General features: G+C 62.3%; 24 protein-coding genes. 12 read left to right on the forward strand and 12 right to left on the reverse strand.

What is annotated here, in order from left to right; all coding sequences use genetic code 11:
* Positions 1-91: 91 nt before the first annotated feature.
* Entirely contained in the window at positions 92-694 is a 603-nt protein-coding gene (locus L1073_RS10310) for a peroxiredoxin (protein ID WP_246899040.1), read from the reverse strand.
* Between the two features lie 163 nt (positions 695-857).
* The gene (locus L1073_RS10315; protein WP_246899042.1) at positions 858-1,067 is read right to left on the reverse strand and encodes a zinc ribbon domain-containing protein; all 210 of its coding nucleotides are present in this window, start codon (positions 1,065-1,067) and stop codon (positions 858-860) included.
* A 370-nt stretch (positions 1,068-1,437) separates the two neighbouring features.
* Here L1073_RS10315 and acnA point away from each other — a divergent pair, with 370 nt between their 5' ends.
* Entirely contained in the window at positions 1,438-4,170 is a 2,733-nt protein-coding gene (gene acnA / locus L1073_RS10320) for an aconitate hydratase AcnA (RefSeq protein WP_246899044.1), read from the forward strand.
* Positions 4,171-4,268: 98 nt separating this feature from the next.
* Here the strand turns inward: acnA and L1073_RS10325 are convergent, their stop codons facing one another.
* The 10 genes from L1073_RS10325 to radC all read right to left on the reverse strand — a co-directional run bounded on the left by L1073_RS10325 (position 4,269) and on the right by radC (position 13,717).
* Positions 4,269-5,954: an NAD-dependent malic enzyme gene (locus tag L1073_RS10325; RefSeq protein WP_246899045.1), complete on the reverse strand. Its 1,686-nt coding sequence runs from the start codon at positions 5,952-5,954 to the stop codon at positions 4,269-4,271.
* A gap of 194 nt (positions 5,955-6,148) precedes the next feature.
* Positions 6,149-7,372 (reverse strand): YeeE/YedE family protein, encoded by a 1,224-nt coding sequence (locus L1073_RS10330; RefSeq protein WP_246899047.1) that lies wholly within the window; start codon positions 7,370-7,372, stop codon positions 6,149-6,151.
* A 188-nt stretch (positions 7,373-7,560) separates the two neighbouring features.
* Positions 7,561-8,574 carry a tryptophan--tRNA ligase gene (locus tag L1073_RS10335; protein ID WP_246899049.1) on the reverse strand — a complete coding sequence of 338 codons (1,014 nt, stop codon included), beginning with the start codon at positions 8,572-8,574 and terminating at the stop codon, positions 7,561-7,563.
* Positions 8,575-8,673: 99 nt separating this feature from the next.
* Positions 8,674-9,789 carry an alanine dehydrogenase gene (gene ald, locus L1073_RS10340; RefSeq protein ID WP_246899051.1) on the reverse strand — a complete coding sequence of 372 codons (1,116 nt, stop codon included), beginning with the start codon at positions 9,787-9,789 and terminating at the stop codon, positions 8,674-8,676.
* A gap of 188 nt (positions 9,790-9,977) precedes the next feature.
* Positions 9,978-10,301 (reverse strand): putative signal transducing protein, encoded by a 324-nt coding sequence (locus L1073_RS10345; protein WP_246899053.1) that lies wholly within the window; start codon positions 10,299-10,301, stop codon positions 9,978-9,980.
* 2 nt (positions 10,302-10,303) lie between these two features.
* Complete coding sequence (locus L1073_RS10350) at positions 10,304-11,494, reverse strand: class I SAM-dependent rRNA methyltransferase (protein ID WP_246899054.1); 1,191 nt, start codon at positions 11,492-11,494, stop codon at positions 10,304-10,306.
* A 40-nt stretch (positions 11,495-11,534) separates the two neighbouring features.
* Positions 11,535-12,350, reverse strand: coding sequence for a bifunctional DNA-formamidopyrimidine glycosylase/DNA-(apurinic or apyrimidinic site) lyase (gene mutM / locus L1073_RS10355; RefSeq protein ID WP_246899056.1), 816 nt, complete (start codon positions 12,348-12,350; stop codon positions 11,535-11,537).
* Between the two features lie 99 nt (positions 12,351-12,449).
* Positions 12,450-12,605 (reverse strand): 50S ribosomal protein L33, encoded by a 156-nt coding sequence (gene rpmG / locus L1073_RS10360; RefSeq protein ID WP_011508261.1) that lies wholly within the window; start codon positions 12,603-12,605, stop codon positions 12,450-12,452.
* A gap of 30 nt (positions 12,606-12,635) precedes the next feature.
* Entirely contained in the window at positions 12,636-12,872 is a 237-nt protein-coding gene (gene rpmB / locus L1073_RS10365; RefSeq protein WP_246899057.1) for a 50S ribosomal protein L28, read from the reverse strand.
* Between the two features lie 170 nt (positions 12,873-13,042).
* Complete coding sequence (gene radC, locus L1073_RS10370) at positions 13,043-13,717, reverse strand: RadC family protein (RefSeq protein WP_246899058.1); 675 nt, start codon at positions 13,715-13,717, stop codon at positions 13,043-13,045.
* A gap of 171 nt (positions 13,718-13,888) precedes the next feature.
* On the opposite strand from radC, the gene L1073_RS10375 reads away from it, so the two are divergent.
* The 11 genes from L1073_RS10375 (at position 13,889) to L1073_RS10425 (ending at position 25,841) form a co-directional block, all read left to right on the forward strand.
* Positions 13,889-14,635, forward strand: a complete 747-nt coding sequence (locus L1073_RS10375) for a GntR family transcriptional regulator (RefSeq protein WP_246899059.1) — start codon at positions 13,889-13,891, stop codon at positions 14,633-14,635.
* The gene (gene manD / locus L1073_RS10380) at positions 14,632-15,843 is read left to right on the forward strand and encodes a D-mannonate dehydratase ManD (protein ID WP_246899062.1); all 1,212 of its coding nucleotides are present in this window, start codon (positions 14,632-14,634) and stop codon (positions 15,841-15,843) included. The genes L1073_RS10375 and manD overlap by 4 nt, the downstream gene beginning before the upstream one ends.
* Positions 15,844-15,880: 37 nt before the next feature.
* A complete protein-coding gene (locus tag L1073_RS10385) occupies positions 15,881-16,903 on the forward strand; it encodes a zinc-binding alcohol dehydrogenase family protein (protein ID WP_246899064.1) in 1,023 nt (340 codons plus the stop codon).
* 102 nt (positions 16,904-17,005) lie between these two features.
* Entirely contained in the window at positions 17,006-17,974 is a 969-nt protein-coding gene (locus tag L1073_RS10390) for a TRAP transporter substrate-binding protein (RefSeq protein ID WP_246899066.1), read from the forward strand.
* Positions 17,975-18,054: 80 nt separating this feature from the next.
* A complete protein-coding gene (locus tag L1073_RS10395) occupies positions 18,055-18,627 on the forward strand; it encodes a TRAP transporter small permease (protein ID WP_246899068.1) in 573 nt (190 codons plus the stop codon).
* The gene (locus L1073_RS10400) at positions 18,627-19,907 is read left to right on the forward strand and encodes a TRAP transporter large permease (protein WP_246899181.1); all 1,281 of its coding nucleotides are present in this window, start codon (positions 18,627-18,629) and stop codon (positions 19,905-19,907) included. The genes L1073_RS10395 and L1073_RS10400 overlap by 1 nt, the downstream gene beginning before the upstream one ends.
* Before the next feature lie 6 nt (positions 19,908-19,913).
* Positions 19,914-21,371 (forward strand): mannitol dehydrogenase family protein, encoded by a 1,458-nt coding sequence (locus L1073_RS10405; protein WP_246899070.1) that lies wholly within the window; start codon positions 19,914-19,916, stop codon positions 21,369-21,371.
* A 9-nt stretch (positions 21,372-21,380) separates the two neighbouring features.
* Positions 21,381-22,556 carry a mannonate dehydratase gene (gene uxuA / locus L1073_RS10410; RefSeq protein WP_246899072.1) on the forward strand — a complete coding sequence of 392 codons (1,176 nt, stop codon included), beginning with the start codon at positions 21,381-21,383 and terminating at the stop codon, positions 22,554-22,556.
* A gap of 75 nt (positions 22,557-22,631) precedes the next feature.
* Positions 22,632-23,867, forward strand: a complete 1,236-nt coding sequence (coaBC, locus tag L1073_RS10415; RefSeq protein ID WP_246899074.1) for a bifunctional phosphopantothenoylcysteine decarboxylase/phosphopantothenate--cysteine ligase CoaBC — start codon at positions 22,632-22,634, stop codon at positions 23,865-23,867.
* A 13-nt stretch (positions 23,868-23,880) separates the two neighbouring features.
* A complete protein-coding gene (gene dut, locus L1073_RS10420; protein WP_246899076.1) occupies positions 23,881-24,357 on the forward strand; it encodes a dUTP diphosphatase in 477 nt (158 codons plus the stop codon).
* A 71-nt stretch (positions 24,358-24,428) separates the two neighbouring features.
* Complete coding sequence (locus L1073_RS10425) at positions 24,429-25,841, forward strand: phosphomannomutase/phosphoglucomutase (protein WP_246899078.1); 1,413 nt, start codon at positions 24,429-24,431, stop codon at positions 25,839-25,841.
* Positions 25,842-25,886 lie beyond the last annotated feature (45 nt).

The raw sequence follows: 25,886 nt of genomic DNA on the forward strand, positions 1-25,886 counted from the left end.
ACGCGCAGGCCACACACCATTCGCTGTAAACGCTTGTCGACACGGCAAAGGGCGGCCGAGTGACCGCCCTTCGTTGCAAACGCACTAACGCTTACAGTTCGTCGGAGTGCGTGCCCAGATACTTGGCGACGCCTTCGGCGGTGTCTTTCATGCCTTCCTGACCTTCTTCCCAACCAGCGGGGCAGACTTCGCCATTCTTCTGGTGGAACTGGAGGGCCTTGACCATGCGCAGCATCTCATCGACGTTGCGACCCAGCGGCAGGTTGTTGATGGTCTGATGCTGGACGACGCCGTCTTCGTCGATCAGGAAGGACGCGCGCAGGGCGACGCCGGCTTCCGGATGCTCGATACCGAAGGCTTGCGTGATCTCGTGCTTGACGTCAGCCACCATCGGGAAGCCGACTTCACCGATGCCGCCCTTCTCGGGAGAGGTCTTGCGCCATGCGTGGTGAGTGAACTGAGAGTCGATGGACACCCCGATCACTTCAACGCCGAGATCGCGGAACTGCGCGAGACGGTTGTCGTGGGCGATGATTTCGGACGGGCAGACGAAGGTGAAGTCCAACGGCCAGAAAAAGACGACACGCATCTTGCCGTTGGTTTCGGACAGCTTGAAGTCGTCGACGATGGTGCCATCGCCCAGAACCGCTGCCGCTTCAAAATCGGGTACCTGACGTCCAACCAATACGCTCATGCTTTTCTCCTGAAAAGTCGAGTGGATGACTGTGATAAAAACGCCCCAAGGATAAAGACGGCTTTACCATATGCCAATTTGATTGCCCCAATAGGCAACATAGTCACTTCCTATCGGGCTGCCATGGCGTTCTCGCCATAGCGATGCCGCCATAGGGAAGCACTCAAAATACGTCGTCGTCTTGCCCCAGCATGACGTCCTCAAGCTCGCCACTGAATGGCGATACCGACACGCGCACTTGAATCGGCGCGCAACACTGGGGGCAGTCTTCCCAAGTAGCATGGCTACCCACACTGCTATCGATCAGCATCTCGAAAGACGCATCGCAATAAGGACATGTCGCCGGCCAGGGAAACAACATCTCTTCGTTCATACCGACTTCCTGGCCTCTTCAGAGTACGGCGCTTAAGAGTACGGCGCTTCACCGATTGATGTCGGGTCGTCCTCGCCCTCTTTCAAGCCAGTGCATCGAGATTCTCGCACAAGATTGGCGTGCCACGCTTCAGGCACCACTCCACATCCACCTGCACCTGCCACCTTGGTGACATGGGCGCGCTTGAAATAAAGGCTTATCATGACCATGTCTACGCTATCGATGATATTGTAGACATTGTCGAAGGAACCTGACTCGCGGCGAACCGAGCCGTCGGATAGTCCGCTGGCCTCTCCGGCATTTCCAGGCACGACTTGGTTCCACGTTCGCCATGAAAAAATCGTCCAGCATTGATGAGGAGGAGGGCTCCATGTCCGAAGCTCCAAAGAATACGTTATCGACACTCGATGTCGGCGACCGTACCTACCACTATTACAGTCTGGACAAGGCTGCCCAGGCGTTCGGCGACGTCTCGCGCCTGCCCATGACACTCAAGGTGTTGCTCGAGAATCAGCTGCGCTACGGCGACGATGAGAGCGTCTCCCCCGACGACATGCAAGCACTCGTCGATTGGCAGAAGGAAGGACGCTCCACTCGCGAGATCGGCTATCGCCCGGCACGCGTGCTGATGCAGGACTTCACCGGCGTTCCCGGGGTCGTGGACCTGGCCGCCATGCGCGACGCCGTCAAGCGTCTCGGCGAACCTGCCGAGCGCATCAACCCGCTTTCCCCCGTCGATCTGGTCATCGACCACTCGGTGATGGTCGATCACTACGGCGATCCGACGTCGTTCAAGGACAATGTCGCCATCGAAATGGAGCGTAACCGCGAACGTTACGAATTCCTGCGCTGGGGCCAACAGGCGTTCGATAACTTCCGCGTCGTGCCACCGGGTACCGGGATCTGCCACCAGGTCAATCTGGAGTATCTCGGCAAGACGGTATGGACGAAGGAAGAAAACGGCAAGACGTTCGCCTATCCGGACACGCTGGTGGGCACCGACTCCCACACCACTATGATCAACGGCCTGGGCGTACTCGGCTGGGGCGTGGGCGGTATCGAGGCCGAGGCCGCGATGCTTGGCCAGCCGGTCTCGATGCTGATCCCCGAAGTCATCGGCTTCAAGCTTACCGGCAAGCTGCGCGAAGGCATCACCGCCACCGACCTGGTGCTGACAGTCACTCAGATGCTGCGCGAGAAAGGCGTGGTGGGTAAATTCGTCGAGTTCTACGGCGATGGCCTCAAGGACCTGCCACTGGCGGATCGCGCCACCATCGGCAACATGGCCCCCGAATACGGTGCCACCTGCGGGTTCTTCCCGGTCGACGAGGAAACCCTCAACTACATGCGCCTCACCGGCCGCGACGAACATCAGATCGAACTCGTCGAGGCATATACCAAGGCGCAGGGGCTATGGCGCGAGCCTGGCACCGAACCGATCTTCAGCGATGTGCTGCACCTCGACATGAACGAAGTCGAGTCCAGCCTCGCCGGACCCAAGCGTCCGCAGGACCGTGTCGCCCTGACCGACATGAAGTCCACCTTCGAGAAGATCCTGAGCGATCGCAAGCCGGACGCCGCATCCACCGAGCAAGGCAAGTGGCTGTCCGAAGGCGGCCAGACCGCCGTGGGTACCGACGAGAGCCTGGAGCACGAAGACAGCCAGAATTGCGAAGTCGATGGCGAGAACTTCAAGCTCAACCCAGGCGCTGTGGTCATCGCCGCGATCACCTCGTGCACCAACACCTCCAACCCCAGCGTAATGCTGGCCGCCGGGCTGCTGGCGCGCAAGGCCGTCGAGAAAGGCCTTACCACCAAGCCCTGGGTCAAGACGTCACTGGCACCAGGCTCCAAGGTGGTCACCGACTACCTCAGCGCCAGCGGCACCCAGGACGACCTCAACACACTCGGTTTCAACCTGGTCGGCTATGGCTGCACCACCTGCATCGGTAACTCCGGGCCCTTGCACGCGCCGATCGAGAAAGCCATCGAAGAGGGCGATCTGACGGTGGCCTCGGTGCTCTCCGGCAACCGCAACTTCGAAGGCCGCATCCATCCGCTGGTCCCCACCAACTGGCTGGCGTCACCGCCCCTGGTCGTGGCCTATGCCCTGGCCGGCAACATGCGCATCGACCTTTCCAAGGAACCGCTGGGCAATGACAATGACGGCAACCCGGTGTACCTCAAGGATGTCTGGCCGAGCCAGGCAGAGATCGCCGAAGCCGTCGAGCAGGTCCGGACCGAGATGTATCGCAAGGAGTACAGCGAGGTCTTCGAGGGCGACGAGATCTGGAAGTCGCTCGATGTGCCGGAAAGCGATGTCTATGCGTGGAACGACAAATCCACCTACATCCAGCATCCGCCGTTCTTCGAAGGCATGGGCAAGGAGCCCGCGCCGCTGGAAGACGTCAAGGGTGCCAACGTGTTGGCCATGTTCGGCGACTCGGTGACCACCGACCATATCTCGCCCGCCGGCGCGATAAAACCGGATAGCCCTGCCGGCCGTTACCTGCAGGAAAACGGCGTCAAGCCCGCTGACTTCAACTCCTACGGCTCGCGGCGCGGCAATCACCAAGTGATGATGCGCGGTACCTTCGCCAACGTACGCATCAAAAACGAGATGCTCGACGGCGTCGTCGGCGGCTATACCCGCCACGTGCCCAGCGGCGAGCAGATGGCGATCTACGACGCGGCGATGAAATACGCCGAGAACGATTCGCCGCTGGTTATCGTGGCCGGCAAGGAATACGGCACCGGTTCCAGCCGTGACTGGGCGGCCAAGGGTACTCGCCTGCTGGGCGTACGCGCCGTCCTTGCCGAATCCTACGAGCGCATCCACCGCTCCAACTTGATCGGTATGGGCGTGCTGCCGTTGCAGTTCCCCGAGGGCGAAGACCGCAATTCACTGGGCATGACCGGTGACGAAACGATTTCCATCGAGGGCATCGCCAATATCGAGCCCGGCGCCAAGGTCCAGGTGACCATCGCATCGAGTAAAGGCGAGAAGAAGATCGAGGCGCTATGCCGCATCGATACCGCCAACGAGATGGAATACTACCGTCACGGCGGCATCCTGCACTACGTGCTGCGTAGCATGCTGTAGTCATTCCGCGCTGAGCTAGCGCTATCCAGCAGCATAAAGAAACACCCCGTCGGCAATGCCGGCGGGGTGTTTTGTATGGGTAATCGAGAGGCGGGCGTTTAGAAGGCGCGGCGCCGGTAGGCGCGATAACGCGGATACCAGAAGTGGCGCTCGATGGCGTCCCGCAGCGCGTCGTCACTGGAAGACAGCGCGACGTTTTCCTCCTGGGCCTGCTTGGCGACGGCGAAGGCGATGTCCTTGCTGATCTCGCGGATATCACCCAACGAGGGCAACAGCGCGCCCTTGCCGGTCTTGACGATGGGCGCGCCCTGCGCCAAGGCATTGGAGGCCGCCATCAGCATCTTGTCGGTGACGCGAGACGCATTGCTTGCCACCACGCCCAGGCCGATGCCAGGGAATATATAGGCATTGTTGCATTGGGCGATCGCGACGTCGCGCTCGCCGACGCGTACCGGCGGGAAGGGGCTGCCCGTGGCTATCAGCGCCTCGCCCCGGGTCCATTCGAGAATGTCCTGAGGAACGGCTTCGACCTTGGACGTCGGATTGGAAAGCGGCATCACCAGCGGCTGTGCACAGCCCGCGTGCAACGTCTTGATCACCTCTTCGGTGAACAGCCCGCTTTGCCCGGAGACTCCGATCAATACGCTGGGCTTGGCATTGCGCACCACGTCGAGGAGATCACGACTCTGGGAGTCCCAGTCGCTCAAGGTGGCAGGCTCATGCGCCAGGCGCTGCTGGAAGTCGTAGAGCCCGTCCATATCGCTGGTCAATAGCCCGAAACGGTCGACCATATAAACGCGACGGCGCGCCTCGGCCTCGCTCAGGCCTTCCATCGTCATCGCCACGACGATCTGCTCGGCGATACCGCAGCCTGCAGAGCCGGCCCCGAGAAATGCGATGGTCTGGTCCTTGAGCGCCTCACCCTTGGTCTTGCACGCCGCCAGCAACGTCCCCACGCACACCGCCGCCGTGCCCTGGATGTCGTCGTTGAAGCAGCACAGCTGGTCGCGATAACGCTCGAGCAGCGGCATGGCGTTGGTCTGGGCGAAGTCCTCGAACTGCAACAGCACGTTGGGCCAACGCCGTTGCAGCGCCTCCATGAACATGCCGATGAACTCGTCGTACTCTTCCTGACTGACCCGCTTATGGCGCCAGCCCATGTACATGGGATCGTCGAGAAGCTTCTGATTGTTGGTGCCCACATCGAGCACGATGGGCAGCGTGTAGGCCGGGCTAATGCCACCGCAGGCGGTATACAGCGACAGCTTGCCGATGGGAATGCCCATACCGCCGATGCCTTGATCGCCCAGCCCCAGAATACGCTCGCCGTCGGTGGCCACGATCACACGCACCTTGTCCTTCGTGGCGCTACGCAGGATATCGTCCATGCGGTGGCGATCGGGATACGAGATGAAGAGCCCGCGGTGATTGCGGTAAATATTGGAGAACTCTTCGCATGCCTCGCCCACCGTGGGGGTATAGATGATCGGCAGCATTTCCTCGAGATGCTCTTCCAGCAGACGGAAGAACAGCGTCTCGTTGTCGTCCTGAATCGCCCGCAGGTAAATGTGCTTGTCGAGGTTGTTCTGACACAGAGTGTACTGGTGATACGCGCGCTCGAGCTGCTCTTCGATGCTCTCGACATTCTGCGGCAGCAAGCCCACCAGGTTGAATTCGACACGCTCTTCGCTGGTGAAGGCGCTGCCCTTGTTGAGTAGCGGCATCTCCAGCAGTGAGGGGCCAGCATAAGGAATATAAAGGGGACGCTTGGATGTTTCGCTCATCGTTTGCCTCACGCAGGTGACGGAACTCGAAGCCCTGAGGCTCCGCACGGCTCGGGCTTTACTATACACGCCACCTTGCCACTCGCGCACGCCACCTTGCCACTCGCGCATGCCACCTTGCCACTCGCGCATGCCACAATGATGCACGGCGCCCTGAAGGGCGCCGTGCATCATTCGCGCTTGCCGATCACCGATCAGCCACTGCGCGCCACCGGGCGTGCCGGGCCCGAGAAAAACCACGGGCGTAGCCGCACGCCCAGCATGTTGCCGGCAAACGCCGCGACCAGCCACAGCCAGCCATGTAAGCTGCCTGAGGCGATTCCGCCGAAATAGGCGCCGATATTGCAGCCAAATGCCAGGCGCGCTCCATAGCCCAACAGAAATCCGCCGATGGCTGACGCCAACACGGAACGTAGCGGAATGCTGAATTTCGGCGCAAAACGGCCTGCCAGCGCTGCGGCGGCCATCGCCCCCAGGATGATGCCCACGTTCATGACCGTGGTGATATCGCTCCAGACATTGGCGTTCAAGGCCGCCTCATTGCCAGCCGCCTGCCAATAGCCCCAGCCGCTGACGTCGCCGCCTAGCGCCTCGAAGCCCTTGGCGCCCCATAGAGCGAACGCCGAGGTAATACCCCATGGACGCCCGGCGAGCGCCAGCGTGATGAAATTGAGCACTGCCAGCCCTATCGCACCGGCCAATAGCGGCCAGGGACCTTGCAGCCAACGCGAACGACCGGCCTCGACCTGCGGCGCCCGTTCGAGCTGACCGTGCCGGCGCCTCTCCATGGCCACCGTCAGCGCGGCGATCGCGGCGAACAACACCAGACTCACGACGATGCCGCCGCCCACGCCGAACAAGCCATGCAACGACGTCGGCTGGAACGCCGGCCACGTCTGCCACCAGGCAAAATGCGCCGTGCCGACCAGGGAGCCGATGATGAAGAACACCAGAGTGATCACCATGCGCGCATTACCGCCGCCCACTGTGAACAAGGTGCCCGAAGCACAACCACCGCCGAGCTGCATGCCGAGCCCGAACAGGAACGCACCGACCAGGACAGAGACCCCGATGGGCGCGATATAACCCGAGACCGGCGTACCGAAAAGAGTCCCTGCGCCAAGCGCCGGGAAGAACAGCACGACCGCGAGAGCCAGCATGACCATCTGCGCGCGCAGACCTCGCCCACGACGCTCAGTGATGAATACACGCCACGCGGAGGTAAAGCCGAAAGCGGCATGATAGAGCACCATGCCCAGGGCGCCCCCCACGATCATGAGCAACCCCGTGGTCGCCTCAAAGGCCGTTCCCACGGCCAGAGCGCCCAGGAGCAAGACTATCGCCGCCGCCAATGCCAACGGCGGTACGCCGCGACGCGGCGTCGGCGAAGCGGATGAAACGCTGGATGCGTCAGGCATCGCAACCTCCTATTATCGTTCGAATGGAAATTGCTATCTAGCTTAGTGCCTAACCCGCCCTTTTAAAAATTCATAAAACACATTTTCGCTATAGCGTTTGGCAATATAAAAACACAAGCCCCGTGTCGCGAGACACGGGGCTTGGCAGAGCGCGCAAAAGCGCACCGATAAAAGTGACAGATGAGGCGTTACACGAAACGTCCCAGGCCAGCGACCTCACGCACACGCTCCATGAGCGGCTGCGCCTCGGCACGCGCCTTGTCGGCGCCCTGCTTGAGCACGTTCTCGATATGCCCGGGATCCTCGAGCAAGGCGTTATAGCGCTCGCGGGGTTCGCGCAGGTGCGCGTTGAGGTATTCGAAGACCCGATCCTTGGCTTCACCCCAACCGATACCGTTCTCGTAGTCGGCCCGCATGGTGGCGGTTTCTTCCGCAGTGGCAAACGCCGAGAAGATCTGGAACAGCGTGCAGCTATCGGGGTCCTTGGGCTCGCCGGGCTCCAGGGAGTTGGTCTTGATCTTGCGTACTAGCTTCTGGAGCTTCTTCTCGGAAACGAACAGCGGGATGGTGTTGTTGTAACTCTTGGACATCTTGCGGCCGTCGAGCCCGTTGAGCACTTCCACCTTGTCGTCGACCACCGCCTCGGGCAGCGTGAAATACTGGCCCTTGTAGAGATGATTGAAGCGTCCCCCCATGTCGCGCGCCATCTCGATATGCTGGATCTGATCGCGCCCCACCGGCACCTTATTGGCGTTGAACATCAGGATGTCCGCCGCCATCAGCACCGGGTAACCGAACAACCCCATGCTCACGCCTTTATCCATATCCTGATGGCCCAGCTCTTCGTTCTCGGCCACCGCCGCCTTGTAGGCATGAGCGCGGTTCATCAGCCCCTTGGCGCAGACGCAGGACAGCATCCAGGTCAACTCAGGGATTTCGGGAATGTCCGACTGGCGGTAGAACACAGCGTTGTCGGTATCCAGGCCCAGCGCCAGCCAGGTGGCGGCGATTTCCAGGCGCGACTGCTGCACGCGCCGGGGGTCCTGGCACTTGATCAACGCATGCAGGTCCGCGAGGAAGTAGAAGGAATCAACATCGGGACGCTGGCTGGCCTCGATGGCCGGTTTGATGGCCCCGACATAATTGCCGAGATGCGGGGTGCCGGTGGTGGTAATGCCGGTCAGGACGCGTGTCTTGGTCATGAAATTGGGCTGATCGCAACGAAATGTGAGAATCCGCCCAGTGTACAACGACGTCCCGGCCAAGGCGACCGGGCCCGGCCGGAACGTCGTGGTCCATTGCTATGCCATCAGGCTCTTGGGGTCGACCGCGTCCAGACCGAATGCCTGGGCCACCGCCGGATGCGTGATGCGCCCAGCATGTACGTTGAGCCCCGCGAGGAAGTGAGGATCCTCCGCCAGGGCGCCTTGCCATCCCTTGTCGGCCAATGCCAGCACGAACGGCAAGGTGGCGTTGGTCAATGCTTGAGTGGAAGTGCGCGCCACGGCACCCGGCATGTTGGCAACGCAGTAATGCACCACGTCATCCACCACATAGGTGGGGTCGGCATGGGTCGTCGCGCGACTGGTCTCGAAGCAGCCGCCCTGATCGATGGCCACGTCCACCAGCACACTGCCCGGACGCATGTCACCGAGCATCTTGCGGGTGATCAGCTTGGGCGCCTGCGCCCCCGGCACCAGCACCGCACCGACGATGATATCCGACTCGCGAGCCGCCGTTTCCAGCGCATCTGCCGTCGAATACACGGTGTTCAGCCGGCCTTGATAACGATGGTCGAGCACTTCCAGCCGCTCCAGCGACTTGTCGAGCACGGTGACTTCCGCGCCCAGGCCCAGCGCCATGCGCGCGGCGTTTTCACCGACCACGCCACCGCCGATCACCGTCACCTTGGCCGGTGCCACGCCGGGTACCCCCGGGATCAGAATACCGGCACCGCCCTGCGCCTTTTCCAGGCTATGCGCACCAGCCTGGATGGCCATGCGGCCGGCGACACGGCTCATCGGCGCGAGAAGCGGCAATGCACCCTGGTCATCGGTGATCGTCTCATAGGCGATGCAGGTAGCTTCGCTGTCCATCAGCCCCCGCGTCAGCGACTCCTCGGCCGCCAAGTGCAGATAGGTGAACAGCGTATGGCTCGGTTTGAGGCGCTTGACCTCCTCTGGCTGAGGCTCCTTTACCTTGACGATCAGCTCGGCGTTATCCCATAGCGCGTCAAGATCCTGCTCGATACGCGCCCCCGCCGCCTCATACTCGGCATCGGGGAAGCCGGCCCCCTCACCCGCCGATGTCTGCACCGCCACGCGATGACCGCGTGCCACCAGCTCGCGCACCACGCTTGGCGTCAAGGCAACACGATACTCATGATTCTTGATTTCCTTGGGTATGGCGATTTTCATGGCGCCTCCACTTCAGAGGATGTCTACAAAATAGGCTCAACGTCTATCCATTACAGCACACGCACAGGAATCGGAGGGAGGCAGGAGACAAAACGGGATGACGCGCTATAAAGCCACGCTTATAGAGAAAACTTTACGCCGACAGCGCCCATCGCCGAACGATTTGCGCCAAGCATGCCATGCTCGCCTCAGAGAGGACGTGCCTGACCACACTGCCAGCAGGTATCGAAGACGCCTTCCAGCGATTCACCACAGGCAGGGCAACGCCACGCTGAGAGGCCCTCAGCGGGTCCATTGAGGGCTTCATCGACCAATGCCTCGGCGCGTTGACGATGGCCTACCGGCACCCAGACCTCCGGCTCGCATTCACCGGGCGGTAACTCACCGGCGCCACCGCCGAGGGTCATATTACGCAGCACGGGCGTCAACCCGGCGCTGGCCAGCACGTTATGCACGTGGTTGACCAGCAGCGCGTTGGGGTGACGAAAGACGCGAACGCTCTCCAACGTCATGTTCAGTTGCGGAAAACCCGCACCCCCAATGCCTTGAGGTAGGCGGTTTCGGGAATCGCGGGATGCACGGGATGATCCGCCCCCTGGTGGCCCTGATAGATGACCTGCCCATGACGATCCTGATGGCGCACAGCACCACGCACGCACTCCATCAAGCGCTCCGGCGCCAAGTGCATCGAGCACGATGCCGAGAGTAGCATACCATCGCGTCCCAGCAGCCGGATCGCCTCACGGTTGAGCCGCGCGTAGGCGCGTTCGCCGTTGGGAATATCCTTGCGCTTCTTGATGAAAGCCGGCGGATCGAGCACGATCACGTCGAACTGCTCGCCCTCCGCCTTGAGGGCTGCCAATGCCTCGAAGGCTTCGCCCTCGCCGACGGCCACTTGCTCGGTCAGGCCGTTGAGCGCGGCGTTCTCGGCCACGCGCTCCAGGGCCTGGGCGGAGCTGTCCACGCACAGCACTTCGCTGGCACCGTGCGCCGCCGCCTGAACGCCCCAGCCACCGACATAGCTGAACACATCCAGCACCCGCTTGCCGGCGACCAGACCATTGAGCCACGCCCGGTTGGGGCGATGGTCGAAGAACCAACCGGTCTTCTGGCCGTCGAGTACCGGCGCCACGAAACGCACGCCATTCTCCTCGAGCAGCACCTGATCGGGCAGCTCGCCATAGGCCACCTCGACCTCGTCGCCGAGTTGTTCCTGACGACGTCCGGAGGAATCGTTCTTGAACACGATGGCGCGCGGCGCCAGCACCTTCTCGAGCGCAGCGACGACCTCATCGCGCAGCCGGTCCATGCCCACCGTATTGAGCTGCACGACCAGCACGTCATCGAAGCGATCGACGACGAGCCCCGGCAGCAAGTCGCCCTCGCCATGCACCAGGCGATAGAAGGGCTTGGCGAACAAACGCGCGCGCAGGCTCAACGCCTGTTTGAAGCGGTGGACCAGCAGCGAACGGTCGAGACGCACATCGACATCCCGCGAGACGATACGCGCGCAGATCAGCGAGTGCGGATTGACATAGGCGATGCCCATCGGCTTGCCATTGGCGGCCTCGATGACCGCCTGGGCGCCTGGCTCGAAATCCTTCAGCGGCGTGACCGCGATATCGATCTCGTTGGAATAGAGCCATAAATGGCCCGCCTTGAGACGCCGATCGGCGTTTTTCTTTAGGCGTAGACGTTCGGTCACGGAAAACCTCTTGGCGAAGACATCGCGCAGCGCGAAGCGCTCAGCGCTGACAGTGGGGACAAAAAACGCTGGCCCGCTGACCCAGCGTAGCCAAGCGTAACGGCTCGCCGCAACGCCTGCAGGGCGCTTCTTGCCGCCCATAGACATTGAGGCGCTGAGCGAAATAACCGGGCTCGCCGGTGCCGCTGACGAAGTCGCGCAGCGTCGTGCCGCCCTGCGTGATCGCCGCCGCCAGCACCTCGCGTGCCGCCTCGGCCAGACGCTCATAGCGCTCGCGGGAGATACGCCCCGCCGCGCGCCGGGGGTCGATCCCCGCCAGGAACAACGCTTCACTGGCGTAGATGTTGCCGACACCCACCACCACGGCGTTGTTCATCAGGAACGGCTTGACGGCAATGCGCCGCTTGCGTGAAAGCCGGTAGAGACGCTCACCGTCGAAATCCGGCGACAACGGTTCGGGGCCCAGGCGTGCCAGGCGCGGATCCTCGAGCAGCGAGCCCTGCAGCCAATCGACGAAGCCGAAACGACGTGGGTCGTGATAACGCAGAATCGCGCCATCCTCCACGACCAGGTCGACATGATCGTGCTTTCTGGGCATATCACCGAGACGCGCCACGCGCAGGCTCCCGGACATTCCCAGATGCCATAGCAGGGTACGCTCGCCGATAGGCATGAGCAGATACTTGGCACGCCGCCCTAGCGTACCGATTCGCTGACCGACGAGCGTATCCGCCAGATCGTCCGGCACCGGCGTGCGCAGACGTGGCTGACGCACGATGACCTCGCGAATCTCCCGCCCTTCTATATAGGGCGCAATACCGCGACGCGTCGTCTCGACTTCGGGGAGTTCGGGCATGCTAGCCTCCCGCTACCTTTCTTGCTGGCATAAAAAAACCCGGAGCGACCCGGGTTTTTCTGACAGGTGAACGTCACCTGCGGCGAAGGAGGACCAAGATCACTTGATCTTGGCTTCCTTGTACATCACGTGCTTGCGGACGACCGGGTCGAATTTTTTCATTTCGAGCTTATCCGGCGTGTTCCGCTTGTTCTTGTCGGTGGTGTAGAAATGGCCGGTTCCGGCGCTGGACACCATCTTGATCTTATCACGCATGACTCGTTACTCCCTGTTTGGACGCGCTGTTTAGACGCGGTCACCACGCTTGCGGATATCGCTGAGCACTTCTTCAATGCCTTTCTTGTCGATGATGCGCATGCCCTTGGAGGAAACGCGCAGCTTGACGAAGCGCTTTTCGCCTTCCACCCAGAAACGATGGGTGTGCAAGTTCGGCAAGAAGCGACGGCGGGTTTTCCGCTGGGAGTGAGAAACATTGTTACCAGTCACCGGGCGCTTGCCGGTAACCTGACATACTTGGGACATGGAAGCCTCCAACCACTGGCGAGTTGTTCAAAACCTGTCGGGCAAACCGGGAATGGCAGGCTACCGCCTTCTGCCCTGATTCAAAGGGCGTACTTTATACCAGACGTCAAGCCGTGCCGCAAGCTCGCGGAGGCTCGACGGACGGCCAACCTGGCATCGCGGGCACGGCCTTAAAGCCATCCGCGTTCGGCAAACGATATTACCTCACCATCGCCGACGACGAAATGGTCCAGCACACGGATATCGAAAAGCCCCAGCGCCTCCTTGAGTCGCTGGGTGATTCGCCGATCGGCATCGCTCGGCTCCGCCACGCCCGAAGGGTGATTATGGGCAAAGATCAACGCCCCCGCATTGAGCGCCAGCGCCCGGCGCGACACCTCGCGCGGATACACGGAGGCACTGTCGAGCGTGCCTTCCGAAAGCGTCTCGAAGCGAATCACGCGGTGCTGCGTATCCAGAAACAACGCCGCGAATGACTCGTGGGGCAAGTGGCGCAACTGCGACGTCAAGAACTGGCGCACCAAAGCCGGCGACGTCAGGGCACCGCCACGCTCCAGCAAGCTCCCCAAATGCCGCCGAGAAAGTTCCAACGAGGCCTGAAGCTGCACATACTTGGCCTCGCCCAGGCCATGCTCCGCGCAAAAGCGCGCTTGATCCGCCTCCAACAATGGCCGCAGACCGCCAAAAGCGACCAGCAGATCACGCGCAAGATCTACCGCCGAGCGCCCCTTCACGCCCACACGCAGGAAGATCGCCAGCAACTCCGCATCCGACAGCACCGGCGCTCCCAGGGTAAGCAACTTTTCACGCGGGCGCTCGCCTTCCGGCCAATCGCGGATTCCCATCGCCAGTTCCCCTCAGATTGCGGATGTCACGGCATACTCAAGCATAATATCAGAAATATCTCATAAATTGACACTATCGCACGCCGGCCATCCTCAACCAAAGTTGCATCGCATGATTGGCTAAGCCAACTACCATACTAGTCATACAACGCATCGATTCAGGATCTTCACATGACGCCATCACTGCTCGCGCTCTGGGACGAACAGCCCGACGGTAATGTCCGTCAACGCCTCTATGCGGTCCTGCGCCAATCGATCATTCGCATGACGTTGGCGCCCGGCCAGGCGCTGTCGGAGAAAGAGATCGCCGAGACCTTCGCGGTCAGCCGGCAACCCGTACGTGAAGCTTTTATCCGCCTCTCAGAGGCCGGTTTGATCGAGGTGCGCCCCCAGCGCGGCACCTATGTCGTGCACATTTCTCAAGCCGATGTCATGGAAGCACGCTTCGTTCGTGAAGCTATCGAGATCGCCGTCGCACGGGACGCCGCCGAACAGGGACTCGCCTCGGGGGTACGTGATGAACTGCACGAACTCATCGACCGCCAGCAACGCTGCATCGAGCCGCAGGACCACGACCGCTTCTACCGTCTCGACGAGGCGTTCCATCGCACGCTGGCACTAGAGACGGGGCACGACGCCGCCTGGCGCGTGACTCAGGAGGTCAAGGCACAGCTCGACCGAGTGCGCTATCTGAGCGTGCCGGATGCCACACCCATCACCAAGTTGATCGACCAGCACACCCGTATTCTCGACAGTATTATCGCGCGCGATGCCGACGCCGCCGAACAAGCCGTACGGGAACACCTGCGCGAAATACTCAGCTCGCTGCCGGCCCTGGTCGAGCGTTTCCCCGAGCTCTTCGAGGCCACCTCGACCGGTGGTCGTCGAACTACGCTGCCTTCTGGAGCCAGTGCATGAAGATTCGCGACGCCTATACCATCGTCACCAGCCCCGGCCGAAATTTCGTAACGCTCAAGATAATCACCGACACCGACATTTACGGGATCGGCGACGCCACCCTCAACGGCCGCGAGATGGCGGTGACGGCCTATCTCGACGAGCATGTGGTACCGGCGCTGATCGGCCGCGACGCCAGCCGTATCGAAGACACCTGGCAATACCTTTATCGCGGCGCTTACTGGCGGCGCGGCCCGGTGACCATGACCGCCATCGCCGCCGTCGACATGGCCCTCTGGGACATCAAGGCCAAGGCCGCCGGCATGCCGCTCTATCAACTGCTCGGCGGCAAAAGCCGCGAGCGGGTAATGACCTACGCCCACTGCACCGGCCAGGAGATCGATGACTGCCTGGAAGAGGTCGCCCGCCATGTGGAGATGGGTTACCGCGCGGTACGCGTCCAATCAGGTGTCCCGGGGATCAAGACCACCTATGGCGTGGCCAAGAACCCTGGCGAGCGTTACGAGCCGGCCGACTCTTCGCTACCCGCCGAACACGTCTGGAGCACCGAGAAGTACCTCAACCATGTGCCCAAGCTGTTCGCCGCCGTGCGCGAGCGATTCGGCGACGACCTGCATGTCTTGCACGACGTTCATCATCGCCTGACACCGATCGAGGCTGCGCGGCTAGGCAAGGCCGTCGAACCCTACCACCTGTTCTGGCTGGAGGACTGCGTAGCGGCCGAGAATCAGGAGGGGCTACGCCTGATTCGTGAACACACCACCACGCCGCTGGCAATCGGCGAAGTATTCAACTCGATCCACGACTGCCGCGAGATGATCCAGAACCAATGGATCGACTATATCCGCATGCCGCTCACTCATGGCGGCGGCATCACCGCGCTGCGCCGCGTTGCCGATCTGGCCGCGCTTTATCACGTGCGCACCGGTTTCCACGGCCCCACCGACCTGTCGCCGATATGTCTCGGCGCGGCGATTCACTTCGACACCTGGGTACCCAACTTCGGTATCCAGGAACACATGCCGCATACCACCGAGACTGACGCGGTTTTCCCCCACGACTATCGCTTCGAGGACGGCCATTTCCTGGTGGGCGAGTCCCCGGGACACGGCGTCGATATCGATGAAGAGCTCGCCGCGAAGTACCCCTACGAACGTGCCAGCCTGCCGGTCAACCGTCTCGAAGACGGCACGCTATGGCACTGGTAGGTCATTCGCCTTGCGTAACACGAATCAGGAGTCATTCATGAAAGCCTTTGAAGTTCGCGCCCCCCACGATTTCGGCATCGTGGACGTCGAGGACCCTCGAGTCGGCGCCGACGAGGTGCTGGTCGGCCCCGCCTTCGCCGGTATCTGCGGCTCCGACATGCACATCATTCACGGCGACAACGCCTTCGTGCGTTTCCCGCGCATTACCGGGCATGAGTTCGCCGGGGTCGTCGAAGCGGTCGGAGAAAGCGTCACAGGCATTGCGGCAGGTGACCGAGTCTGCATCGACCCGGTGATCAACTGCGGCGAGTGCTACCCGTGCCGCATCGGCCGCCCCAACGTCTGCAGCCGCCTCGAAGTGATCGGTGTGCACCGCGACGGTGGTTTCGAGCAGCGCGTCAGCGTACCGGCAGGCAATGTCCATCATATCCCCGAGCACGTCGGCCTCGACCAGGCCGCTCTGGTCGAACCCTACACCATCGCCTGTAACGTCCTCGACCGCATGCAGTCTCACGACGGCGATGCTCTGCTGATCCTCGGTGCTGGCGTGATCGGCCTGACGATTCTCCAGGTTGCCCGGGCCAAGGGGCTAACCAATATTACCGTCAGCGATGTCATCGACGATCGCCTGGAAGTGGCCCACTCGCTGGGCGCCAGCCACACCGTCAATGGTCAACGAGAAGACCTCGAGGCGGTGATGACTGAGCGCACCGGCGGCGAAGGCGTTCCGTTGATCGCCGACGCCGCCTGCGTGCCGGCGCTGTTCCCACAGCTCGCGCGAATCGCCTCGCCAGCCGGGCGTATTGGCTTACTGGGTTTCAACACGACGCCCAGCGACTTAGTCCAGCTCGAGGTAATCAAGAAGGAGCTGAGCATCGTCGGCTCACGACTCAACAACCGCAAGTTTCCCGAAGTTATCGAGATGCTCGCCAGCGGGCGGCTCGATGCCATGGCGCTGGTCAGCCACCGGCTGCCCTTCGCTGAGATGGGTGAAGCGATCCACATGATCGATCACCACCCGGAACGCGTGTGCAAGGTACTCATCGAGCTCGATGCCTGAAGCGCTAAGCGATTCGGCCCTCGCACTCGCCAATGACCGAATGCAAACCACTACTCAACGCTCAACAACAACAGCCATCAAACAGAGTCAGGAGTGAACGTCATGCTCAAACAGCTACTCGTCAGCGCCGTTATCGGCTCAAGCATACTCGCCGCCCCGTTCGCCACAGCTGCGGATTACACCCTCAAGTTCGGCCACCTGGCCAACGAAGAAAACATCTGGAACAAAGCCGCCGAGCGCTTCAAACAAGTCGTCGAAGAAGAGTCCGACGGCCGCATCGAGGTACAGATATTTCCCAACGAGCAGTTGGGCACCGAGATGGAAGTCATCAACAGCATTCAACTCGGCACCGCTGATATGACCATCACCGGAGAAAGCCTGCAGAACTGGGCCCCCAAGGCGGCGATGATGGCCGTGCCCTACGCCTTCCGCGACTCCGAGCACCTGCACAAGGCGGTCGAGGGCGATATCGGCAAGCAGATCGAACAACAGGTCGAGGAGAAAACCGGCCTGGTACCGGTCGCCTGGTTCGAACGCGGCACGCGTGAACTGACTTCCAACCGGCCGATAAAGAAGCCCTCTGACCTTGATGGCTTGCGTTTGCGCGTACCCAACGTGCCTCTGTTCGTCGATACCTGGCAGGCGCTTGGCGCCAAGCCCACGCCGATGGCCTTCAGCGAGGTGTTCACATCGCTGCAGCAGGGCACCATCGATGGTCAGGAGAACCCACTGTCACTGATCGAAAGCGCCAGCTTCAATGAGGTTCAGGACTACGTGAACGTGACCGATCACGTGCGTAGCTGGATCTACGTGGTGATCGGCAAGAACAAGCTTGAGTCAATGCCGGAGGACCTGCAGGAGGTGGTCCTCGATGCGGCTCAGCAGATGCAGTCCTATGAGGCGAAACTCTTCTCCGAGGACCAGAAACGTCTGCGCAACGCGCTCGAAGAGGCAGGCATGGAGTTCGTCGAAGTCGATCAACAAGCCTTTGCCGACGCGGCCGAGCCGGCCGTCAAGGAATCGCTGAACGACGAACAGCAGACACTCTACGAGGAGATTCAGGACCTCTAATCCGGCCATGCACCTCATCCCGGGGCCGGGCCGGACATGACGGCCCCGGCACTCTACCGACTCGCCGAGGAATATCCCTGATGAGCGATTCCGATTCCATATCGAGCGATCCGCTGCACGACATCGCTGAGATTCCCCCCCTCGGCGGTATCTGGGGGCGGTTGGTCAGCGGGCTCGACCGCCTGTTCGCTCTACTCGCATCGCTGGCGCTGATAGCCATCGCCGCGGTGGTGATCCTGCAAATCGTCTCCCGAGTGGCGCTGCCTAGTTCCCCAGCCTGGACCGAGGAGCTATCGCGCTATCTGTTCATCTACATGGTGGCGCTGTCATCCGGGCTCGTCCTGCGCCGCAACCGCCATGTCAACGTAGAACTTTTCCAGCATCTGTTAGGCCGACGCAGCCAGCTGGTCTACCGAGCACTATGTTGTTTGGTCGTGGGTGTCTTCTCAGCGTGGATGATCCCCCACGCCATGCAATTCGCCCAGGTAGGTGCCTTCCAGACCTCGCCGACTCTAGAGGTCCACATGCACTATATCTTCTTCTCGACCGTCGCCCTGTTCGGCTTGTCCGCCCTGTATGCGGCGATCGGCTTGATCGAGGCCGGGGTGGCCATCGCTCACGGCGGATCGACCCATGCCAGGGAGACGCCATGATGGAAGTCGCCGTCCTGTTCTGCGTATTTATTGTTCTGCTGCTGGTAGGCATCCCCATCGCCTTCTCGCTGGGCATCGCTTCACTTTCTTACCTGCTGCTATCGGACATCTCGCTGACCATCGTCCCGCAGCGCATGTACGGTGGTATCGACACCTTCGTGTTGCTGTGCATTCCCGGTTTCGTGCTAGCCGGCAACCTGATGAACGTCGGCAACATTACCGATCATATCGTGCGTTTCGCGAACGCCTTGATGGGTCATATCCGCGGTGGTCTGGGGCTGGCCAACGTGGGCGGCTCAATGATCTTCGGCGGTATCTCCGGCACCGCCGTGGCCGATGCGGCAAGTATCGGTTCAGTGATGATCCCCGGCATGTCCCGCGCCGGCTACGACAAGCCCTTCGCCGCCGCAGTGACCGCCGCCTCATCGACAGTGGGGCCGATCATTCCCCCTAGCGTACCGATGATCATCGCCGGCTCGCTATCCGGCGTCTCGGTCGGCCGGATGTTTCTGGCCGGCGCCATTCCGGGACTGTTGCTGGGCCTGGCGATGATGATCACCGTGTACATCCTGGCGGTGAAGCGTGGTTATCCCAAGGAGCGACGGGCGACCTTCAGGGAACTGGTCAAGGAAGGCCGCAGCGCGTTCTGGGCGCTGCTGATGACATTCATCATCCTCTACGGGATCATCGGTGGCGTCTTCACTCCCACCGAGGCGTCTATCGTCGCCAGCCTATATGCCTTGGTCATCGGCATGTTCGTCTACAAAGGCATTACCTGGCGCAACCTGCCGCAAATCGTCGTCGACACCGTATTGACCTCCGGCTCGCTGATGCTGCTGGTGGGCCTAGCCAACCTGTTCGGCTGGATCCTCACCAGCCAGCAGATCCCGCAGATGATCGCCGACCAGATCCTTGGCTTCAGCGAGAACCCCATCGTGGTGATCCTGATTCTCAACCTGATCCTGCTGGTCGTAGGCACCTTCATGGAGACCATCGCCGCGCTGATCATTCTGTTCCCGGCGCTGTTGGGCGTGGCCACCGGGGTGGGCATGGACCCGGTCCATTTCGGGCTGATGGCGGTGCTTAACCTGATGATCGGACTGACCACCCCCCCCCTTGGAGTCTGCCTTTTCGTTGTCGCGGGTATCGGCAAGCTGCCGATGCTGCGCGTGGCACGGGCCATCGTACCGTTCCTGATCTGCAACCTGGTGGTACTGCTACTGGTGTCCTACGTGCCAGCCCTTTCGCTGTGGCTACCCAACCTGCTAATGGGAGACTGATCGATCATGACGCCGACACCGATACTCAGCACGTATGCACCGGCCACGGTGGGCATCGTCCATCTCGGCCTTGGTGCTTTTCATCGCGCCCACCAAGCGGCCTACCTGGAGCGCAACCTGGCCCGCCACGATGGCGGCCCGTGGGGCATTGCCAGCGCCAATCTGCGTTCCAATCGCCAGCTCGTCGAGCTGATGCGCGAACGCGATCAGCGCTATCACGTCGCCGAATACGCCGACAGCGAAACCCTCACCCTGCGCGAGATCACGGCGATTCGCGAAACATTCTATACCGGTCCCGGCGGTGAGGATCTCGAGACCTTGTTGACCCGCATGAGCGAGCCCACCGTGCGCATCGTCACACTGACCGTGACCGAGAAGGGCTATTACCTCGATCCGGCGGACGGCCGGCTGCTGCTCGACGCAGAGCCGATTTGTCACGATATCGCCACTCCCACGCAGCCGCAGACCGCACCGGGCATGCTGGTCGAAGCGCTGGCTAGACGATTCACGGCCGATACTCCGGCATTCACGGTGCTGTGCTGCGATAACATGCCCGATAATGGCAAACGCACTCGCCGCGCGGTGATCGAGCTGGCGCGCCAACGCGATGAGGAGCTCGCCGCATGGATCACCGAACACGTCGCCTTCCCCTGCAGTATGGTCGACCGCATCGTCCCGGCAATGAGCGAGGCTGATTTCGAGCGCCTGCGCGCGCAGGGCATCGACGACCCAGCGGCGGTAACCTGCGAGGCTTTCAGCCAATGGGTGATCGAGGATGACTTTCCCCAGGGACGTCCTGACTGGGAGCATGAAGGCGTCGAGATGGTCGCCGACGTCGCGCCCTTCGAGACCATGAAGCTGCGCATGCTCAACGGCAGTCATTCGCTGCTCGCCTACCTCGGCGTGCTGGCGGGGATCGAGACAGTGGCCGACGCCATCGGCCGCGAGGAATTCATCGGCCTGCTGCGCCGCTACATGCGTGACGAGGCCGCGCCGACGCTGAATATACCCGAAGGCACCGACCTCGACGCTTACGCTGATAGCCTGCTGGCCCGCTTCACCAACGACAGCCTGCACCATCGCCTGCAGCAGATCGCCATGGACGGCTCGCAGAAGCTGCCCCAGCGCTGGCTGAGCGGCACCCGGCAACGTCTCGTCGATGATGCGGATATTCGCTGCGCCGCACTCGGCGTGGCGGCATGGATCCGCTATACCGCCGGTCGCGACCTGGCCGACGCTCACCACCCGGTCGACGATCCGATGGCCGAGACCTTCGCCGCGTTGCATGTCGAACACGACAAGCCCGAGTCACTGATCGCCGCCTTTCTCGCCCTCGACGCTATTTTCCCGCGAGAACTGGCCGAGGATGCCCGTTTTCGCAGCGCAGTACTCGATGCCTACCACACACTGAATGGCAGCGGCGTCACAGCGGCCCTGGCCGCACTCGACGCCCCGACACGATAGGATACGACCATGGAACACACCTGGCGCTGGTTCGGTCCCGACGACCCGATCACCCTCGACGACATCCGCCAGACTGGAGCCACCGGTATCGTCACCGCCCTGCACGAGATTCCCAACGGTGAAGCCTGGCCTCACGAGGCGATTGCCGAGCGCAAGCGCTTGATCGAGGCCGCCGGACTCACCTGGTCGGTGGTCGAAAGCGTGCCGGTCCACGAGGACATCAAGAAGGCCAGCGGCGACTGCGATGCCTATATCACCAACTATCAGCAGACGCTGCGTAACCTGGCCGCCTGCGGTATAGACGTGGTCTGCTACAACTTCATGCCGGTGCTCGACTGGACGCGCACCGACCTGGCCTGGCCGCTACCCACCGGCGGCACGGCGCTGCGCTTCGACCAGACCGCCTTCGCCGCCTTCGACCTGTACCTGCTTGAGCGTCCCGGCGCCGAACGCGACTACGATGCCGCTGAACGCGACGCCGCCAACCGCTATCTCGACACCCTCGACGAGGCCGCTCGTAGCCGGCTGATCGACACCGTCATCGCCGGGTTGCCCGGTGCCGAGGAGCATTACACCCTGGCACGCTTTCGCGAGGTAATCGCCGGCTACGCCGAGATCGACGCTGCCCGGCTGCGCGACAACCTGGGCCGCTTCCTGCGCGCCATCGTACCGGTGGCCGAAGAGGTCGGCATCCGCCTGGCGATCCATCCCGACGATCCACCCCGCTCACTGTTCGGACTACCACGCGTGGTTTCGACGCCCGACGACGTTCAATGGATCTTCGACGCCGCCCTCAGTCCTGCCAATGGCATGACCTTCTGCACCGGCTCCTACGGCGTCAGTGAGGCAATCGACCTGGTCGCGATGGGTGAGCGCTTCGCCGAGCGCATCTACTTCGCCCATCTGCGTGCGACCCGGCGCGAGGAAGATACGCGGACCTTCCACGAAGCGGCGCACCTCGATGGCGATGTCGACATGGTCGGCGTCGTGAGGGCCCTGTTCGAAGAGGAACGTCGGCGCGAGCGTAACGGCGGGCCACGCCTGCCGCTACGCCCCGATCATGGCCATCACCTACTGGATGATCTATCTCGCGCGACACGCCCCGGCTATCCACTGATAGGCCGTCTCAAGGGGTTGGCAGAATTACGGGGAATAGAGATCGCCGTCAAACAGCTATGCGCTTAAAGCGGCGCCCGCTACGCAAAGCCGAGGCACGGTGTGGTAAGGTGGAGGGCCTGCAAAACGGTCAGGATTCCCGTCATGCCAACACTCTTCGGCAAGCGCGTGTTACTCGGCATCAGCGCCGGTATCGCCGCTTACAAAAGCGCTCAACTCGCTCGCCTGTTGAAAAAGGCGGGCTGCGAGGTGCGTGTGATCATGACCGAGGGCGCGCAGGCTTTCATTACGCCACTGACGCTTCAGGCCCTCACCGGGGAGCAGGTTCGCACGTCACTGCTCGACCCCGAGGCAGAAGCCGGCATGGGCCATATCGAGCTGGCGCGCTGGGCGGAGTTGATTTTCGTCGCGCCGGCCACCGCCGATCTCATGGCGCGCCTGGCGCATGGCCATGCCGACGACCTGCTCACCACGCTGTGCTTGGCCAGCGAGGCGGAGTGCGTCATGGCGCCGGCGATGAACCAGGCCATGTGGCGCCATCCGGCGACCCAAGCCAATGTCGCGACGTTGCACACTCTGGGGTGGCGCCTGCTGGGCCCCGATGGTGGCGAGCAGGCATGTGGCGATGTCGGGCTCGGCCGCATGCGCGAACCGGAAGCGCTGATCGCCGAGCTCGCGGAGGCGCCGGCGGTGCGCGATGCCGAAGCGCTGCGGATAACGATCACCGCCGGCCCGACCCATGAAGCGCTCGATCCGGTACGTTATCTCTCCAACCACAGTTCCGGGAAGATGGGCTATGCCCTGGCCGCTGCCTGGGCCCGACGTGGCGCCCGCGTGCGCTTGATCAGCGGTCCTGTCACCCTGGCGACGCCCCCAAATGTCGAACGCATCGATGTGACATCGGCCAGCGAGATGCTCGCCGCCACCGAGCACGCCGCCGCCGAGAGCGATATCTTCATCGGCTGTGCAGCGGTCGCCGACTATCGCGCCGAGCACGTCGCCGAACACAAGCTCAAGAAGACCGACGCCAGCGAGACGATGACGCTCACCCTGGTCAAGAACCCCGATATCGTGGCCGAGATCGCCGCGCGTTCACCGCGCCCGCTGATGATAGGTTTTGCCGCCGAGACCCGTGACGTGGAACGCTATGCGCACGACAAGCTGACCCGCAAGGGCATGGATATGATCGTCGCCAACGATGTCTCCCAGGCCGGGCTCGGCTTCGGCGCCGACGACAACGCTGCCCTGTTGCTGTGGCGTGACGGCGATGACACCGACAGCCAAACGCTGCCGCCGCAGCCCAAGACCACCCTGGCCGACGCCATCGTCGACCGGGTATTGATGCTTTACGCTCACCGCGCCTCCACGGCGCACGACTGACGGACCCATTCCCATGTCAGATGCCTCGTTGTCTTCCGACACGACCTTGTCGGTGAAGATTCTGGACGAACGCGTCCACGACTTCCCGCTCCCCGGTTACGCCACCACCGGCAGCGCCGGCATGGACCTGCGCGCCCTGCTCGATGGCCCGCTGACTTTAGCGCCGGGCGACTGCGAGCTGGTGCGCACCGGCCTTGCCGTGCACATCGGCGACCCGGGCCTTGCCGGCATGATCCTGCCGCGCTCCGGCCTGGGGCATAAACACGGCATCGTGCTGGGCAATCTCGTCGGCCTGATCGACTCCGATTATCAGGGCGAGCTGATGATCTCGGTCTGGAATCGCGGTGACACGACGTTCGTTCTGGAACCGGGCGAACGCCTGGCACAATATGTGCTTGTGCCCGTGGTACAGGCCAAGCTCGACATCGTCGAGGACTTTGCCACCAGCGAGCGCGCCGGAGGGGGCTTCGGCCACTCCGGCCGCCATTGAGTTCGGGCGGGCGACGCTGACGGTTGCCCGATGTTCACGGCCATATGGCCATCGACTCGAAGGGATTCACCATGAGCCAACAAGCTCCCAACACCTCCATCAGCGCGGCCATCTTCCGCGCCTATGACATTCGCGGCATCGTCGACGACAACCTGACCGAGGAAGGCGTCGAGCTGATCGGGCGTGCCATCGGTGCCGAAGCCGCCAGCCGCGACGAAGCTACCGTGGTCGTCGCTCGCGACGGCCGCCACTCGGGCAAACGTCTTCAAGCGGCCCTGATCCGCGGCCTGCGCGGCGCGGGACGCGATGTCATCGACATCGGCATGGTGCCCACGCCGGTGCTCTACTTCGCCACCCACACGCTGGAAGGCACGAGCTCCGGCGTCATGGTCACAGGCAGCCATAACCCGCCTGACTACAACGGCTTCAAGATCGTGCTCGGCGGCGAAACGCTCTCCGGCGACGCTATCACCGCACTTTATCAGCGTATCCAGGACGGTGCGCTCGGCGAAGGTGAAGGTAGTCTGCGCGAGATGGATGTGCGCGAGGCGTATCTCGAGCGCATCCTCGGCGATATCCGTCTGAGCGGGCAGATCAAGGCCGTGGTCGACTGCGGCAACGGCGTGGCCGGTGAGCTCGGCCCGCAACTGATCGAGCGCCTGGGCGCCGAGATGACGCCGCTGTTCGCCGAGATCGACGGCGATTTCCCCAACCATCACCCGGACCCCGGCAAGCTGGAAAACCTCGAGGACTTGATCCGCACCGTCAAGGACACCGGCGCGGATATCGGCCTGGCCTTCGATGGTGACGGCGACCGCCTCGGCGTGGTCACGCCCAAGGGCGAGGTGATCTATCCCGACCGCCTGATGATGGCCTTCGCCGAGGATCTACTCCAGCGTAGTCCCGGCGCACGCATCATTTTCGACGTCAAATGCACCGGCAACCTGGCCCAAGTGGTCGAGAAGGCCGGCGGCACACCGGAGATGTGGCGTACCGGGCACTCGCTGATCAAGGCGCGCATGAAGGAAACCGGCGCGGCGCTGGCTGGCGAGATGAGCGGCCATATCTTCTTCAAGGAACGCTGGTACGGCTTCGACGACGGCCTCTACGGTGCCGCCCGTCTGCTGGAGATTCTGTCCCGGCAACGTTCGACACAAGGGCTGGACGCCGACGCCTTCTTCGAACGCTTCCCGCAGGACCTCAGCACGCCGGAGCTCAACGCCAAGGTCAGCGACGAGAACAAGTTCGCCATCGTCGACAAGCTCGCCCGGGAAGGCGACTTCGGCGAAGATGGCGTGAAGACCACTCTCGACGGCATCCGCGTCGACTATGCCGACGGCTGGGGCCTGTGTCGCGCGTCCAACACCACGCCGATGCTGGTGCTGCGCTTCGAAGGCAAGAACGAAGAAGCGCTGGCGCGCATTCAGGGCCAATTCCGCGATGCCCTCAAGCAGGTCGCCCCCGAGGCCGATCTCCCCTTCTGAGACTCGGCGGCCGGTGCCTTAACACCGGCCGCTTTCAAGGAGACA

The sequence above is a fragment of the Chromohalobacter nigrandesensis genome, assembly GCF_023061285.1.
GTDB classification, from domain to species: Bacteria; Pseudomonadota; Gammaproteobacteria; order Pseudomonadales; family Halomonadaceae; genus Chromohalobacter; species Chromohalobacter nigrandesensis.